5 protein-coding genes and 3 pseudogenes are annotated in these 14979 nt (G+C 72.1%); 4 read left to right on the top strand and 4 right to left on the bottom strand.

What is annotated here, in order from left to right; genetic code table 11:
- Together ACZ48Z_RS11995 and ACZ48Z_RS11990 are read right to left on the bottom strand one after the other, a co-directional pair.
- Entirely contained in the window at positions 1-7671 is a 7671-nt protein-coding gene (locus ACZ48Z_RS11995; protein WP_468735698.1) for an amino acid adenylation domain-containing protein, read from the bottom strand.
- A 64-nt stretch (positions 7672-7735) separates the two neighbouring features.
- On the bottom strand, positions 7736-9043 hold the full coding sequence (locus tag ACZ48Z_RS11990; protein WP_468735697.1) for a cysteate synthase: 1308 nt from the start codon (positions 9041-9043) through the stop codon (positions 7736-7738).
- Between the two features lie 402 nt (positions 9044-9445).
- Here ACZ48Z_RS11990 and ACZ48Z_RS11985 point away from each other — a divergent pair, with 402 nt between their 5' ends.
- The 3 genes and pseudogenes from ACZ48Z_RS11985 (at position 9446) to ACZ48Z_RS11975 (ending at position 12530) form a co-directional block, all read left to right on the top strand.
- Positions 9446-10435, top strand: a complete 990-nt coding sequence (locus ACZ48Z_RS11985; RefSeq protein WP_468735696.1) for a thiamine pyrophosphate-dependent dehydrogenase E1 component subunit alpha — start codon at positions 9446-9448, stop codon at positions 10433-10435.
- A gap of 1 nt (position 10436) precedes the next feature.
- Positions 10437-11459 (top strand): annotated as a pseudogene (locus ACZ48Z_RS11980) (alpha-ketoacid dehydrogenase subunit beta); the annotation flags it as partial.
- Positions 11436-12530: a dihydrolipoamide acetyltransferase family protein gene (locus ACZ48Z_RS11975; RefSeq protein ID WP_468735993.1), complete on the top strand. Its 1095-nt coding sequence runs from the start codon at positions 11436-11438 to the stop codon at positions 12528-12530. The pseudogene ACZ48Z_RS11980 and the gene ACZ48Z_RS11975, both read left to right, overlap by 24 nt.
- A gap of 893 nt (positions 12531-13423) precedes the next feature.
- On the opposite strand, the gene ACZ48Z_RS11970 is transcribed toward ACZ48Z_RS11975, so the two are convergent.
- Together ACZ48Z_RS11970 and ACZ48Z_RS11965 are read right to left on the bottom strand one after the other, a co-directional pair.
- Positions 13424-13927, bottom strand: a complete 504-nt coding sequence (locus ACZ48Z_RS11970; protein WP_468735695.1) for a hypothetical protein — start codon at positions 13925-13927, stop codon at positions 13424-13426.
- A 21-nt stretch (positions 13928-13948) separates the two neighbouring features.
- Positions 13949-14089 (bottom strand): annotated as a pseudogene (locus tag ACZ48Z_RS11965) (hypothetical protein); the annotation flags it as partial.
- A 2-nt stretch (positions 14090-14091) separates the two neighbouring features.
- Between ACZ48Z_RS11965 and ACZ48Z_RS11960 the strand changes: the two are divergent.
- Positions 14092-14900, top strand: a pseudogene (locus tag ACZ48Z_RS11960) (IS30 family transposase); the annotation flags it as partial.
- Positions 14901-14979: the final 79 nt, after the last annotated feature.

Here is a 14979-nt window from a genome sequence, read left to right as displayed (position 1 = left end):
TTACCTCCACTCGCTTCCGAACTCGGCTTCGAGTTCGTCGATCTCTGCTTGGGACAGCGACACCAGCGGCAGGTCGGACGGGGTGTGTCCGCCCGCCGCCGTGGTGTGGGAGAGGGCGGTCAGCGCCTCGGACCACAGGTCGGCGAGGGCGCTCACCTCGTCCTCGGACCAGATGCCGGGCACCCACGACCAGGTGGCGCGCAGCCCCTCCACTCCGGCCACGGCGGTGATCTCCAGGCCGTGGGCGACGGGCAGGGCAGGGTCGTGGTGGGTGCCGAGGGCGAGCGTGCCGGGGAGTTCCTCGGGGGCGATCGACCAGTCATCGGACCGTTCACCGGAGGTGCGGCCCAGGTAGTTGAAGCCGATTGCCGGTGTCTGGAGGGCGGCCAGGAGCGGGCCGGTCTCCGGGTTCAGGTGGCGCAGCAGGCCGTGCCCGATGCCGTGGTCGGGGACGGCCCGCAGCTGCTCCTTCACGCCGCGCAGGATCTGCGCGGGATCGCCGAGGTCGAGCCCGGTGAGGTCGAGGCGGGCCGGGACCACGCTGGTGAACCAGCCCACCGTGCGGGAGAGGTCCACCCCCTCGGCCAGTTCCTCCCGCCCGTGCCGCTCGATGTCCACCAGCAGCGCCGGGTGTCGTCGTCCGCGGGCGAAGGCGAGAGCGAGGGCGGCGAGGAGGACGTCTTCGGGGCCCGTGCGGAAGGCGGCGGGGACCGTGGTCAGCAGGTCGGCGGTGGGCTCGGGCGCCAGGACGCGGGTGAGGTGGCGCAGACTGCCGACGACATCCCGCGCGGGGTCGGGGTGTCGTACGCCCGGCGTCGGGGCCGCCAATGTGCGGCGCCAGAGGTTGAGTTCGGCACCGCGCGCCTCGGCCTCGCGGTGCAGCAGCCGTGCCCAGTGCCGGAACGGGGTACCGGACGGCGGCAGCTCGTCTCCCCGCCGGGCGGCGGCCAGGTCGGCACGGACGATGCCCCAGGACACGGCGTCCACGGCCAGGTGGTGGATCGTCAGCAGCAGTCGGCCCGGGCGATCGGGGCCGGCGTCGTACCAGACCGCTCGTACCAACTCGCCCCGATCCGGGCTCAGTCGGGGCGCACGACGGGGGAGTGCGGACTCGAAGTCGCCGTCCGGTACGCCGATCCGCTCCAGCGGAGCCTTCACGCTCCCGGCCGGCGGGATGTGCGAGGTCCAGTCGCCTTCCGTCGCCACCCGAAGCCGCAGCGCGTCATGGTGATCGATTACGGCCGTCAGGGCGGCGGCCAGCCCTGTCTCGTCGGTGCCCGCCGGGGTGACGAGGAGCAGCGACTGGCTGAACGCTCCTACGGGTCCGCCGCGTTGGCGCAGGCGGTGCATGGCCGGGGTGAGCGGCAGGTCACCGACGCCCGACTCCCGCGCGGGCCCCCGGGACACGGCGGGCCGGCTCGCGGCCACGGCGGCGAGACCGGCCGCCGTGCGGTGCTCGAACACGTCCCGCGGGGTCAGCCGCAGCCCGGCCGCGAGGGCCCGGCTGACGAGGTGGATGGAGGCGATGCTGTCCCCACCGAGGTCGAAGAAGCCGTCCTCCGCGCCCGTTTCGTCCGGGTCAAGCCCGAGAACCTCGGCGAACAGATCGCGCAGGATCATCTCCTGCGCGGTGTGCGGGGCCCGGCTCCCGGTCCGTGCCTCAGGGGCGGGCAGCGCTGCCCGGTCCAGCTTGCCGTTGGGTGTCATCGGCAGCGCGTCCAGCACCACGAACGCCTCCGGGACCATGTGCCCGGGCAGCCGCCGGGCCGCGTACGCCCGTACGGCGGCGACGTCGGCCCCGGCCGGTCCCACCAGGTATCCGACCAGCCGCCGGACTCCGGGGGCGTCCTCGCGCACCACCACCGCGGCCTGCTCGACCCCGCCGTGGGCGGTGAGGACGCCCTCGATCTCGCCCGGCTCGATCCTCAGGCCCCGGATCTTCAGCTGGCCGTCGGCCCGGCCGCGCAGCACCAGAGTGCCGTCGGCGCGGCGCACGGCCAGGTCGCCGGTGCGGTACATCCGGGTGCCCGGCGGGCCGTACGGGTCGGCGACGAACCGCTCGGCGGTCAGGCCGGGCCGGTTCAAGTACCCCCGGGCCACCAGGTCGCCGGCCACGTACAACTCGCCCTCGACACCGACCGGGACGGGGTTCAGCCAGGCGTCCAGGACGTGCGCACGGGTGTTCCACATGGGGCGCCCGATCGACACCGGGCCCGACGGCAGGACGTCGCCGGGGTCGATGCGGTGGTCGGTGCAACCGACGGTGACCTCGGTCGGCCCGTAGTGGTTGATCAGCCGCACACCGGGGTGGTCCCGGCGCCAGGCGCGCAGGGCCTCGCCCACCAGTGCCTCGCCGCCCAGCATGAACTCGCCGCTGGGTGAGATGTCGTGTGGTAGCGCGGGCAGCAGCGCCAGATGGCTGGGGGTGGCCTTGAGGAACGTGTAGCCGCCGGGCAGCGGCTCGGTGCCCGCCTCGTGCACGGCCGCGATGTGTACCCGGCCCCCTGCCGCGAGCGCTCCGTGCAAGGTCGTGACCGTGGCGTCGAAGGACATCGTCGCGTGCAGCAGCGAGGCGCCGCGCAGACTCGGGTACGTCTCGATGCAACGGGCCACGTACGTCGTGAGGTTGCGGTGCTCGACGACGACGCCCTTGGGGCGCCCGGTGGTACCGGAGGTGTAGATGAGGTAGGCCGGGTCGGCGGGCCGGGCCTTCGCCAACTCGCCCTCGAAGATGGGAGCTTCCGCGTCCGGGCTCACCACCGGGCAGTCGGTGTCCAGCGGTTCCCGGGCGATGACACACACCGGGTCGGCGTCGGACAGCAGCTGCGCGGTGCGCTCGGCGGGGTGCTCCGGATCGAGCGGCAGGTAGGCGGCACCTGTCTTGAGCACGGCCAGTACGGCAACCGCGATGTCGACGGAGCGGGGGAGCGCGAAGGCGACGATCCCGCCCGGTCCGGCCCCGTGCGAGACCAGGACCCGGGCCAATTTCTCAGCCCGCAGGTCCAGTTGACCGTACGTCAGCTCGTTGCGGGTGTGCGAGACGGCCACCGCGTCCGGCTGCTCGGCCGCGCGGGCCTCGAAGAGCCGCGGGAAGGTCGTCTGCGGCACATGGCGCGCGGTGTCGTTGTACTCGACGAGCAGGCGGCGCCGTTCGTCCGCGCCCAGGATGTCCAGCGCCCCCACGGGCCGGCCGGGATCCTCGACCGCGGCCCGCAGGAGCCGCTCCAGCCTGGAGGCGAACTCCGTGGCCGTCTCGCGGTCGAAGAGGTCGGCATTGTACTGGAGGATGCCCTCGATGCCGTCCGGGGAGCCGTCGGGGGCAGTGCGCTCGCCGAGGTTGAAGGTGAGGTCGATCTTGGTGGCCCCCGTCTCCACGGGGACCGTTTCGGCGGTGAGACCCGGCAGTTCGAGGCGGGGTCCGGTGGTGTCGGGGTGGAAGGCGAGCATCACCTGGAACAGGGGGTGCCGGGCCGTTGAGCGAGGCGGATTGAGGGCCTCGACCAGCTGCTCGAACGGCAGATCCTGGTGGGCGTAGGCGGCGAGATCGGCCTCCCGGACCCGGTCAAGGAGCTCCCGGAAGGTGGGGGAGCCGGAGGTGTCGGTGCGCAGGACGAGGGTGTTGAGGAAACACCCGACCAGGTCGTCCAGTACCTCGTCGGAGCGGCCCGCGACCGGGGTGCCCAGCGGGATGTCAGTACCGGCGCCGAGACGGGTCAGCAGGGCGGCGAGCCCCGCCTGGACGATCATGAACGGTGTGGTCCCGGTCTCCCCGGCCAGCTCACGCAGCCGCCGGTGCAGCTCAGGGTCCAGCCGTACGGGCACATCGCCGCCCCGGTGCGTGGCGCGGGTCGGGCGGGGACGGTCGACGGGGAGCGCGAGTTCGTCGGGCAGGTCCGCCAAGTTGTTTTGCCAGTAGGCGAGTTGCGGGTCCAGCAGGGTGCTGTCGAGCAGGTGCTGCCGCTGCCAGACGGCGAAGTCGGCGTACTGCACCGGCAGCGGCGCCCAGTCGGGTTCGCGGCCTTCGTGCCGGGCGCGGTAGGCGGTCGACAGATCGCGGACCAGGGGATCGAGGGAGCGCCCGTCGGCGGCTATGTGGTGCAGGACCAGCAGCAGGACGTGTTCGTCGGGGCCGAGGGTGAGGAGGTGGGCGCGGATCGGGATGTCGTCGGCCAGCCGGAACTCCTGACCCGCCAACTCGGCCAGCCGCTCCGGTAGTTCGTGCGGCGCGGCTCGCTCACCGTGGAGCCGGGGCCTGGCCGTCGCCGGGTCCAGCAGCCGCTGACACGGGATGCCGTCGACGTCCGGGTAGACGGTGCGCAGGATCTCGTGCCGGGTGACCAGGTCGGCCAGCGCCTCACCGAGGGCGTCCGGATCGAGCCCCGCCCCTCTCAGCCGTAGGGCGAGCGGGACATGGTAGGCCACGCCCGACTCCTCCAGCCGGTCGAGGAACCACAGGCGCCGCTGGGCGGACGACAGCGGGGCCCGGTCGGGGACGGCCCCCGGCACCGGCCGGGAGACCGGCCGTACGACGGTGCTCGGGTCGACCGCAGCGGCCAGCGCCGCAGGCGTGGGCGCCGCGAAGACATGGCGCAGCGTCAGTTCCGTACCCAGGGTGTCGCGGATGCGGCCGATCAGCCGCAGGGCGAGCAGCGAGTGGCCGCCGAGGGCGAAGAAGCTGTCGTCGGGACCGACGGCCGGCAGCCCCAGGACGTCGGCGAAGAGACCGCAGAGGGTCTCCTCCAGCGGGGTGCGCGGGGCACGGCTGTCGCCGCTCCGCGTGAACGGGGCCGGCAGGGCGCCGCGGTCGAGCTTGCCGTTGGCGGTCAGCGGCAGCCGGTCCAGGTGTACGACGGCGGCCGGGACCATGTGGTCGGGCAGGTGCTCGGCGAGGTGGGCGTGCAGGGCGTGCGGGTCCGTGCCCCCGGTCGGGTGGGCGGGCGGTGCGTCCGCGTCCGTGCTCCCGGTCGGCAGGGTGCGCGGGGCCGTGCTTCCGGCCGGCACCGTATAGGCGATCAGGCGTTCCTCCCGCACCAGCACCACGGCCTGGGCGACCGCCGGATGCGAGGTCAGGACGGCCTCGATCTCGCCGGGCTCGATGCGGAAACCGCGTAGCTTGACCTGGTCGTCGGCCCGCCCGTGGAACTCGAGTTCACCCTCGTCGGTGAGCCGGACGCGGTCTCCGGTGCGGTACATGCGGGCGCCGGGCGGGCCGTACGGGTCCGCGGTGAAGCGTCCGGCGGTGGCGTCGGGGCGGCCGAGATAGCCGCGGGCCACGCCGGGCCCGGCGACGTACAGGTCACCGACCGTGCCGTGCGGAACAGGGCGCAGACCGTCGCCGAGCACGTAGCAGCGCATGCCGTCCAGCGGGCGTCCGATGGGCAGCGCGTCGGGAATCGTGGCCGGGTCGGTGCAGGGGCGGCTGGTGGCGAACGTGGTCGTCTCGGTCGGGCCGTAGCCGTTGGTGACAGTCAGCCCCGGGCAGGCTGCCAGGACCCTGCGCACCGAGGCCGCGGGGACGGCCTCGCCACCGGCCCACACCTGACGGAGCCCGGCGAAACAGCCCGGGTCCTGTTCGACGGCGAGCCGGAACAGCCCCGCGGTCAACCACACCGCGGTCAGCCGGTGCCGTGCCGTCAGCCGGGCCACTGCGACGGCGTCCACGTCCTCGTCCGGGCCCGCGACCACGGCGGTGCCTCCGCCCAGCAGCGGCACCCACACCTCGTACGTCGATGCGTCGAACGCCGTCGGCGAGTGCACCAGGACCCGAGCGTGCGCCCCGCCGCCGAACGCCGAGTCGGCGGCCAGCGCGGTGATGTCCCGATGCGTGACGGCGACGCCCCTGGGCACGCCGGTGGAGCCTGACGTGAAGCTGACGTACGCCAGTTGGTCCGGGTGCACGAGCACAGCGGGCGCGGTGTCCGGCTCCGCGGCGAGCGAGGGATCGGTGACGCAGACGACGCGCAGACCGTCGTACGTCTCACCCTCGCTGTCGGTCAGGAGCACCGCCGCGCCGGTCTGCGCCAGCAGCCGCAGGGTGCGCGCGGAGGGGGCGCGCGGGTCGAGGCCGACGTAGGCGCCGCCCGCTTTCAGGACGGCCAGCAGGGCTGTGAGGAGGTCGTCGGAGCGGCGCATCAGGACCGCGACCCGGTCCTCCGGGCGGACGCCGAGCCGCAGCAGGCGGTGCGCGAGCCGGTTGGCGCGTTGGCTGAGCTGCCGGTAACTGGTCGTGCGGTCTCCGTGGACGACGGCCGGGCCGTCCGGGTCGGCGGCCACGCGGGCGGCGAAGACCGCGGGAACCCCGCCGGCCCCTGCGACGGGTGGCGAGCCGTCGAGCCGCGACTCCTCACCCGGCAGGGCCGTCTCGACCCCGCCCACCGCCGTGCCCGCCTCCAGGGCCGCCGCCGCGAACCGCTCCAGGAAGCGGAGCAAACGGCGGTGGTGAGCGCTGAGTTCGTCTTCGCCGTAGTGCTCGGGGCTCGCGTCGAGGTCCACGCGGATGCCGTCGCCGTCAGCGCGGTCGTAGACGTTGACCGCCAGGTCCTCGACCGGCCCCGTGGACAGGTTGTGGCGGGTCGTCGGGTGCCCGGCGAAGCGCAACTCCGGCCCGAAAGCCATGATGTTGACGACCGGACCGAAGAAGCGGCGCCCGTCCTGCGGCCAGTCGAGCGCCCGGCGCAGATCCTCTCCCCGCAGGCGCTGGTGTGCGAGCAGGCCGCGGGTGGCGCGGGCGGTCTGCCGCACGAGGTCGGCGGCGGTGGTGTCCGGGCGCACCGAAAGCCGCAGCGGAAGCACGTTGGACGCCATGCCCGGAGTGGAGAGTTCGCTCTCGCTCTCCCGGCCGGTTACCGCGAGGCCGAGCACGACGTCCCTGGTTCCCGTGAGCGCGTGCAGATAGGCGGCGGTGCCCGCGAGGACCACACGGGACCAACGGGTCCCGGCGCGTTCGGCTGCGGCGTGCACCAAGTCGCCCGCCGCAGCGGGGAGATGACCCGTACGGCGCAGGAAGCCGCCGGCGATGCGCGGAGGGCGCGCGGACAGACTCACCGGGTCGGGGCGGTCGGTGAGGGCACGCATCCAGTACGCCCGGTCCCGTTCGTGCCGCCCGTCCGCGCGGTACGCGTCGTCGGCGGCGACCAGCGGCGCGAGCGGCAGCGGGGACCGCTGCTGGTCGAGGGAGGGCGACAACCTGCGTGCACCCTCGGCGAGCGCGTTGTACGCGTCGGCCACCCGGCGGGCGATCAGGGAACAGCTGAAGCCGTCGACGGCGATGTGGTGGTACGCCTGGTACCAGATCCAGTGGTCGTCGGCGAGCCGCAGCAGCGCGTAGCGGAAGAGCGGGCCCCGCTCCAGATCGAAGGACATGGCGAAGTCGTCCGCCATCCACCGCCCGGCAGCCTCGGCGTCCGACGCGTCGACCACGGGCATCGCACACGTGGGATCGGCGTCCAGGAGCAGTCGTACGCCGGTGTCGGCGGCCGTGAACCGGGAGTGCAGCGTCTGTGTGGCGTCCACCACCCGCTGTACGGCCGTGCGCATCAGGCCCGGATCGAGAGGGCCGTGGATCTCCGTGTACTCACCCACGTTGTAGGCGGCACCGGCGCTGTCGAGTCGCTGTCCGAACCATATCGAACGCTGGGCGGCGGACGGTTCGATCCATCGAGTGGTGGTCATCGGCGTGCTCCGGTGGGGGTGGTGACCGATGTCGGCCGGGTGATCAGGCGGAGGTGCGGACGGGTCAACGGGCCGCTCCCGAGCCGACGGGCGCGTACGACAGGCGCAGGCTCACCTGTTCGGCGACCCTGCGGGGACCGTCGCCGTCCTTGGGCCACGGGACGCGCAGCCAGGGCTCGGCGGGGACGAGCGGGATCTCGCGGGCCTGCCGGGCCCGTCCGCCGCCGGTGATGTTGAGCAGGACCAGCTCGTCGCGATCGACGCACCCGGCGCGTACCGCGTCGGCGAGGGCCGCCAGGGCGACACCGGCGCCGGGCTCGATGTCGATGCCCTCGATCTCCTCGAACAGCGCCATCGCGGCGAGCGCGGCGGAGTTGTCGACGCACAGGACGTCGCCGCCGCTCTCGCCGAGAACCTCGCGCACCCCACCCCGCACGGTGAACGGCGGGCGGCGGTTGGTCAGTTCACGGGCCAGTGGATCGCGCTCACGGTCCGCGGGCGCCGGGCCGCCGCGATGCCATGCCTCGAACAGCGGAGCGAACGGAGCGTTCTGACACATCAGCAGGCGCGGCATCGGTTCGCCCGCCGAGCGGATCCGGCGCGCCGCCTCGTGTGCCCCGATGGCCCCCGTGCCGCTGCCGACCGCCTGGACGTACGTCTGCGGGAGGCGCCCGAGGGTCTCGGCCGCGGCGAGCATCACGGTGCCCAGGCCGTCGCGGCGACCGACGTTGCGGGCGCCACCCTCCGCCCGGTGGCCGGGGAGCCGCGCCAGCAGGTCGGCGCAGGCGATGGCATCGCTGTAGGTGGCGCCGCCGTCGAGGACGACGATGCGTACGCACGGGGCCAGCGGGTCCGGGAAGCACATGCCGTCCAGGGCCGGGGCGGGCACCACGATCAGGCAGGGCACCTGATGGCGGGTCGCGGCCCAGGCGAAGGCGGCGGCGGTGTTGCCCGCCGAGGGGATCACCAGGACGGGCGGGTCGGCGGGCAGTCGGCCGAGCACCGTGTACGCCTCCAGGTCCTTGAACGTGCAGGTCGGCAGCGACGCTCCGCGTTCGGGCCAGTGACCGTTGAAGGCGACCCACAGACGGTTGAGTCCGATGCGGCTCCCGAGCCGGTCGGCGCGGTGTACGACCGGGCCGGGCGTGTCGGGGAAGGCCCTGGCCACGGGCAGCAGTCGGGCGTGCCGGAACAGGCCGGTCGCGGTGTGCGGGGCCTGGGCGCCGGCGTACTCGGTGCGCAGGAACGCCGGTTCGTGCGCACCAGGGCAGTCGAGGATGAGTCCGTCGTCCTCGTAGCGGGCTCCGCAGGAAGAACAGACGATCGAGTAGTGACGGTTTCCCGCGTGTACCTGGGGGTGTACTCGGGACATTCCATTGCCTTCCGAAGGGCCGTGCTTCGCGGGCCAATTGCACCCGGGAATTCCTGAAGAACGGGCGGACCGAAGGTTACGATCTCCTCAACTGTCGGTTGACATTGCGCCCCGAACATCGGACTGGTCCATACCTTTGGACTGTTCAGTTCCGCTTCATCTCGCCTTACCTGACGTGCACGTGACGGCGTGTTATGCCTGTTCGCGTACCTCGGGGCGCAGGCTCCCGGACGAGAGGACGGCGAGGAATTGAGCGAGAGTCCTATGCATGAAGTGATGCCGGGAGGGGCAGAGAATTCGTTTGCTCCTTCTCCGTCGCCATGGCTGCCATCCCGGTTTCCGGTCCGCCTTCTCCAGGAAATAGCAAAGCCTCGGCAATCGAACGGTGACGTCGAATACCAAATGCCGGAATCCGCACTGCTGCTCAGCGCGTACCGGAAAATGGTCGTCGGCCGTCGCTTCGACGAGCAGGCCACCACGCTCGCCCGACAGGGCAGGCTGGCGGTGCACCCGTCCAGCCTCGGCCAGGAGGCCTGCCAGATCGGCGCGGCGCTCGCCCTGCGCCCGTCCGACTGGCTGTTCCCCACCTACCGCGACTGCGTGGCACTGGTCAGCCGGGGCATCGACCCCGTCGAGGCACTGACCCTGCTCCGCGGTGACGGCCACTGCGGCTACGATCCCGTGAGCCGTCGTACGGCACCGCAGTGCACCCCGCTGGCCACGCACGCCGCGCACGCCACCGGACTCGCCCACGGCGAGCGACTCAAGGGCACGGACACCGTCGCCCTCGCACTCGTCGGCGACGGCGCCACGAGCGAGGGAGACTTCCATGAAGCCCTCGGCCTCGCGGGCGTACTGCGGGCCCCCGTCGTCTTCCTGGTACAGAACAACCGCTACGCCATCTCCGTCCCGCTCGCCGCCCAGAGCGCGGCACCGAGCCTGGCGTACAAGGGCATCGGCTACGGCGTCCGTTCGGAGCAGGTGGACGGCAACGACGCGGCGGCCGTACTCGCCGTCCTGACCAGCGCGGTCGAGGACGCCCGCGCGGGTGGCGGCCCCTGGCTGGTCGAGGCGCACACCTACCGCATGGCCCCCCACACCAGCGCCGACGATCCGTCCCGCTACCGGTCACCCGAGGAGACCGAGCAGTGGCGCGGACGCGATCCGATCGACCGGCTGGAGAACTGGCTGCGCGAGCGCGGTCTGCTCACCGAGGACGACATCGCGGCCGTCGCGGCCGAGGCCGAGGCGTACGCGGCCGAAGTGCGCACCCGGTTCACCGAGGAACCGGCCCTGGATCCGCTCGGATTGTTCGACCACGTGTTCAGCACCCCGACGCCTCACCTGACCGAACAACGGGCGCGACTGCGGGCCGAGTCGGGGAGGATCTGAGATGACGGAGGCAACGCAGGCGACGGGGACGTCGGTTGGGGCGAGGTCGGGTGAGAACCGAACCACCGGGACCACCATGGCGAAGGCCCTGAACACCGCCCTGAGGGACGCGCTCCAGGCGGACGAACGGGTCCTGGTCTTCGGCGAGGACGTCGGCCGCCTCGGAGGTGTCTTCCGGATCACCGACGGACTCCGGGACACCTTCGGCGAACACCGCTGCTTCGACACCCCGGTCGCCGAGGCGGGCATCGTGGGCCTCGCGGTCGGTCTGGCGATGGCCGGGTTCCGTCCGGTGGTGGAGATGCAGTTCGACGCGTTCGCCTACCCGGCGTTCGAGCAGATCGCCTCCCACGTGGCCAAGTTCCGCAACCGCACCCGCGGCGCCCTCGCCCTGCCCATGGTGATCCGGGTCCCGTACGGCGGCGGCATCGGGGGAGTCGAGCACCACAGCGACTCCAGCGAGGCGTACTACGCGCACACCGCGGGCCTGAAAGTCGTGGCCCCCGCCACGGTCGCCGACGCGTACTCGCTGCTGCGGGAGGCGATCGACGACCCGGACCCGGTGGTGTTCCTCGAGCCCAAACGTCACTACTGGTCCAAGGACGACGTCGAACTGCCGCAGCACACCGAGCCGTTCGGCACCGCGGCGGTACGCCGCCCGGGAACGGACGCCACGCTCGTCACCTACGGCCCCTCCCTCGACGTGGCCCTGACGGCGGCGCGCGAGGCGGCGGCCGACGGCCTGGACGTGGAGGTGCTCGACCTGCGCACCCTTGTCCCGCTCGACGACCACACCCTCACCGCGTCGGTACGGCGCACCGGCCGCTGTCTGGTGCTGCACGAGGCCCAGGGGTTCGCCGGCGTCGGCGCCGAGATCGTGGCACGGGTGCAGGAATGCTGCTTCGACGCGTTGCGCGCGCCGGTGCTGCGGGTCACGGGTCTCGACATCCCGTATCCGCCGCCGTTGCTGGAGGGCGTCCATGTGCCGGACGTGGGCCGGGTGTTGGCCGCTCTGCGCCGACTGCTACCCACCGGCGGATCGGGAGCGCGGCGCCGGATCCCCGCTTCCGACGACCGGTCGGAGACCGCACACGGAACCGTCCGGACTTTCCGACTGCCCGACCTGGGCGAGGGATTGACGGAGGCTGAGGTACTGGAGTGGAAGGTCGCCGTCGGCGACCACGTCACCCACGACCAGACCGTCGCCGAGGTCGAGACGGCCAAGTCCGTCGTCGACCTGCCGAGCCCCTTCGCCGGAACGGTCACCGCCCTGCACTGTCGCGCTGGAGAGAGCGTGCAGGTCGGGGCACCGCTGCTGTCAGTCACGGAGTCAGGCCCGGAGACGGGATCGGGCGCGTTGCTCACCGGGTACGGGACGGGCCGGGCCCGGGACGGTCTTGTACGCATGCCGAAGCCGACCGAGACTCCGCGCACCGATGACGAGGGAACCGGCGAGAGGCCCTTCGCCCGAGTCCCTCTCGACGCCACCGCCGGGAAGTTCCTCACCACCCAGCGCGATGTTCCCGCCGTCACCATCTGGGCCGACGCCGACGCCACCGGCCTGCTCGCGGCCCGGGATGCTCAGGGCGTGGGCCTCCTCCCGTTGCTGGCCAAGTCCTGCCTCGCCGCCCTCGCCGCCTTCCCTGAGCTGAACGCCCGCGTGGACACCGGGAGTTCGGAGGCCGTGCGGCTTCCGTACGTGCACCTCGGCTTCGCGGCGCAGACCGACCACGGCCTGATCGTCCCCGTCGTACGGCACGCCGACAGGCTGCCGTTCGAAGAACTCACCGCCGAACTGCGCCGCCTCACCGCCCTGGCCCGGCGTGGCGCACTCCCCGCCGAACACCGCACCGGCGGCACCTTCACCCTCAACAACTACGGCCCGCTGAACGTCGACGGAGCCACGCCCCTCCTCAACCACCCCCAGACGGCCATGCTCGGCGTCGGCCGAATCCTCGACCGCCCCTGGGCCGTGAACGGCCGTGTGGAGGTGCGCAAGGTTCTGCACCTGTCTCTGACCTTCGACCACCGTGTCTGCGACGGCGGCACCGCGGCCGGCTTCCTCGGCCATGTCATCGACGGCATCACACTCTGAGAACTCGGAGACGTTCGCGGTGGCCGCCCGCGCCGCTTGCCGTCGGCTAGCCCGCTCTGCGGAGGGGGCGGCCGAGTCGGCGCGGGCTTGATGGCATGGAGTGGTGTCGCGATGGGTGCTCGCCATTGGCGTCGCCGTCGACGACTCCCCATCCGGGCAGGCGGCACTGATGCCCGGTTCACTCTGTGGTGGGCCACCGGCCACGCCTTACGGCCTCAGCCACGGCCAGGCTGATGGTCGTGGCCTTGCCGCAGTGAGAGCGCACCGGTCCACTCGTCCCCGCCGGCAACCTGGCGATCCTGCGCGGTCAGAGCGCTGGCCACTGCGCGCCGGGCGTACGGCGACGGCTGTGCACAGGGTCGCGAGCGGGAGTTCGGCGACCAGGGCCATGACGACGGCGACGGCCAGTTCGGGACCGGCGGCGGAAGTGACGAGGTCGATGCACGCGCCGGCGAGGAGGAGTACGGCCGCGGCTGCGAACGCCGTCCAGTACAGGAGCCGCCACCCCCCGGGTCGCCGGAGCCCGCCCGAGCGGTACGCACCCTTCCGCCTCGCCATCGCGCCCCCTACTGCATGACCCTGCCGTGCCGCCCCGGCCCCGTCTCCACCGTGCCCGAGGAGGTGCGCTCGGTAAAGCGTCCGCCCCTGATCCGAACTTCTTTCCAGGCAGGCGCCTACGACGCACGGAGCCCGGCCGGTGCAGAGCTCCGTAGGGTGAGGCTCCGCGGTTGCTGCTCCCGACGCTCGCCCTTCGGCCCCACCCGTGCTGAAGGAGGCGAAGGCTCCGACTGCCCTGTCGTGCGAGTTTCTGCCGGGGCCCGCGCACGGTCGGTGCCATGAGCGAGCGCCCGACAGCTGCACCGGGCTCGGCCGTGGACTTGCTGAACTGATGGTCAGTGTGGGCGCACAGAGGCCCCGTAGCCGTCGGTCTGGCGGAGCACCTGTGGTGCTTGAGCAGGTGTCGGCCAGGCCTGGATCAGGTACCACTCGGTGATCTGGTCCGGGGCCTGGTCGATGGCGGTGTCCCGGCCGCGGGCGTGTACGCGCAGCCGGTAGTCGCCGGGACCGTGGAACGACAGGGTGGGCAGTTCTTCGTCCAGGTCGTCCATCATGCCGCGGACCATGAGGTCGCCGGATGCGGAGTGCGCTGAGACTTCCACGATCTCCTGCCAGTCCCTGGTGTCGGGTGCGGGTGCGGTTTCATGGAGGGTGACGGTGACGTCGACGTCACCGGTGTGGATGCCGGTGATGACGATGGTGACGCCGTCGGCGACCCGGACCAGTCCGTTGTGCCCGCGCTCCAGGTCGGGTCCGGTCGGCCCGTCCTCGTCGCTGATGTCGAACTGGTGGTACTGCACCGGGACGTGTCCGTTGCCGCGTTCGACCTCGTCGCTCATCTCAGTCCTCCGCGGTGGTGCCTACTTGATCCACACCAGGAACCTGTCCTTTTCGATGATGCGGTTATACAGGTGGAAGCGGCTCAGGGCCCGGCCGCCGTCCTCGTTCTGCGTCCCGTTGAGCATGCGGCGGCTGTAGTCGCCGCCGCCGGTGCTTGTGCCCTGCCAGGTCGAGGCGAAGGGGTACTCGTCGCACTGCTTGCCAGCGGACGTTCCAGGCTCGGGCTTTATTCAGGACCACCTGGCCCTACGGTGGAGTCCTGGGCAGATATGCCACGCGCTGCGCAGGTCTTTCCCCGACCGCCCGGAGATGCACGTGGTCCACGAGACGGTCTACCAGGCCCTCTACGCCCAGTGCCGCGGCGAGGCTGAAGCGGGAGCTGACCCGCCCACTGCGCACCGGACGTGAGATGCGCCGCCCCCACCGGCAGGTAGCGAGCCGTAGACCGCGGTTCACGCACGCGATGGTCATGATCAGCGAGCGACCTGCCGAGGTCGCCGACCGGGCCGTTCCCGGCCACTGGGAGAGCGACCTCATCGTCGGCCCCAACCCCCGCTCCGCGAGCGCCACTTTGGTCGTGCGCAGCACCCGTTACCTGATGCTCGTACATCTCTCATACGGTGACACGGCCGACGTCGTCCGCAAGGCACGCACCGAGACCGTCCAGGCCCTTGCGCCGCACCTGATGCAGTCCCTGACCTTGGACCAGGGTGTCGAGATGGCTGCACACCGGCAGTTCACCGTCGCTACCGACATCCCGGTCTACTTCTGCGACCCAGCCAGCCCTGGCAGCGCGGATCGAACGAGAACACTAACGGCTTGTCGTGCCAGTACTTCCCCAACGGCACCGACCTGTCCCGCCACACCCGCGAGGGCCTGGACACCGTCGCCGCCGAACTCAACAGCCGCCCACGCAGAACGCTCGGCTGGGAGACCCCAGCCGAGCGTCTGTCTGAACTGTTCGCGGCTTGATCAACTCACCACGTATTGCAACGACCCCTCGAATTCGCCTACTTCGCCGGGGGCCCGCCGTGTTTCGTCACACTGGCGC

The sequence above is a fragment of the Streptomyces sp. NPDC031225 genome, from assembly GCF_055570355.1.
This window is presented reverse-complemented; position numbering and strand designations above follow the sequence as displayed.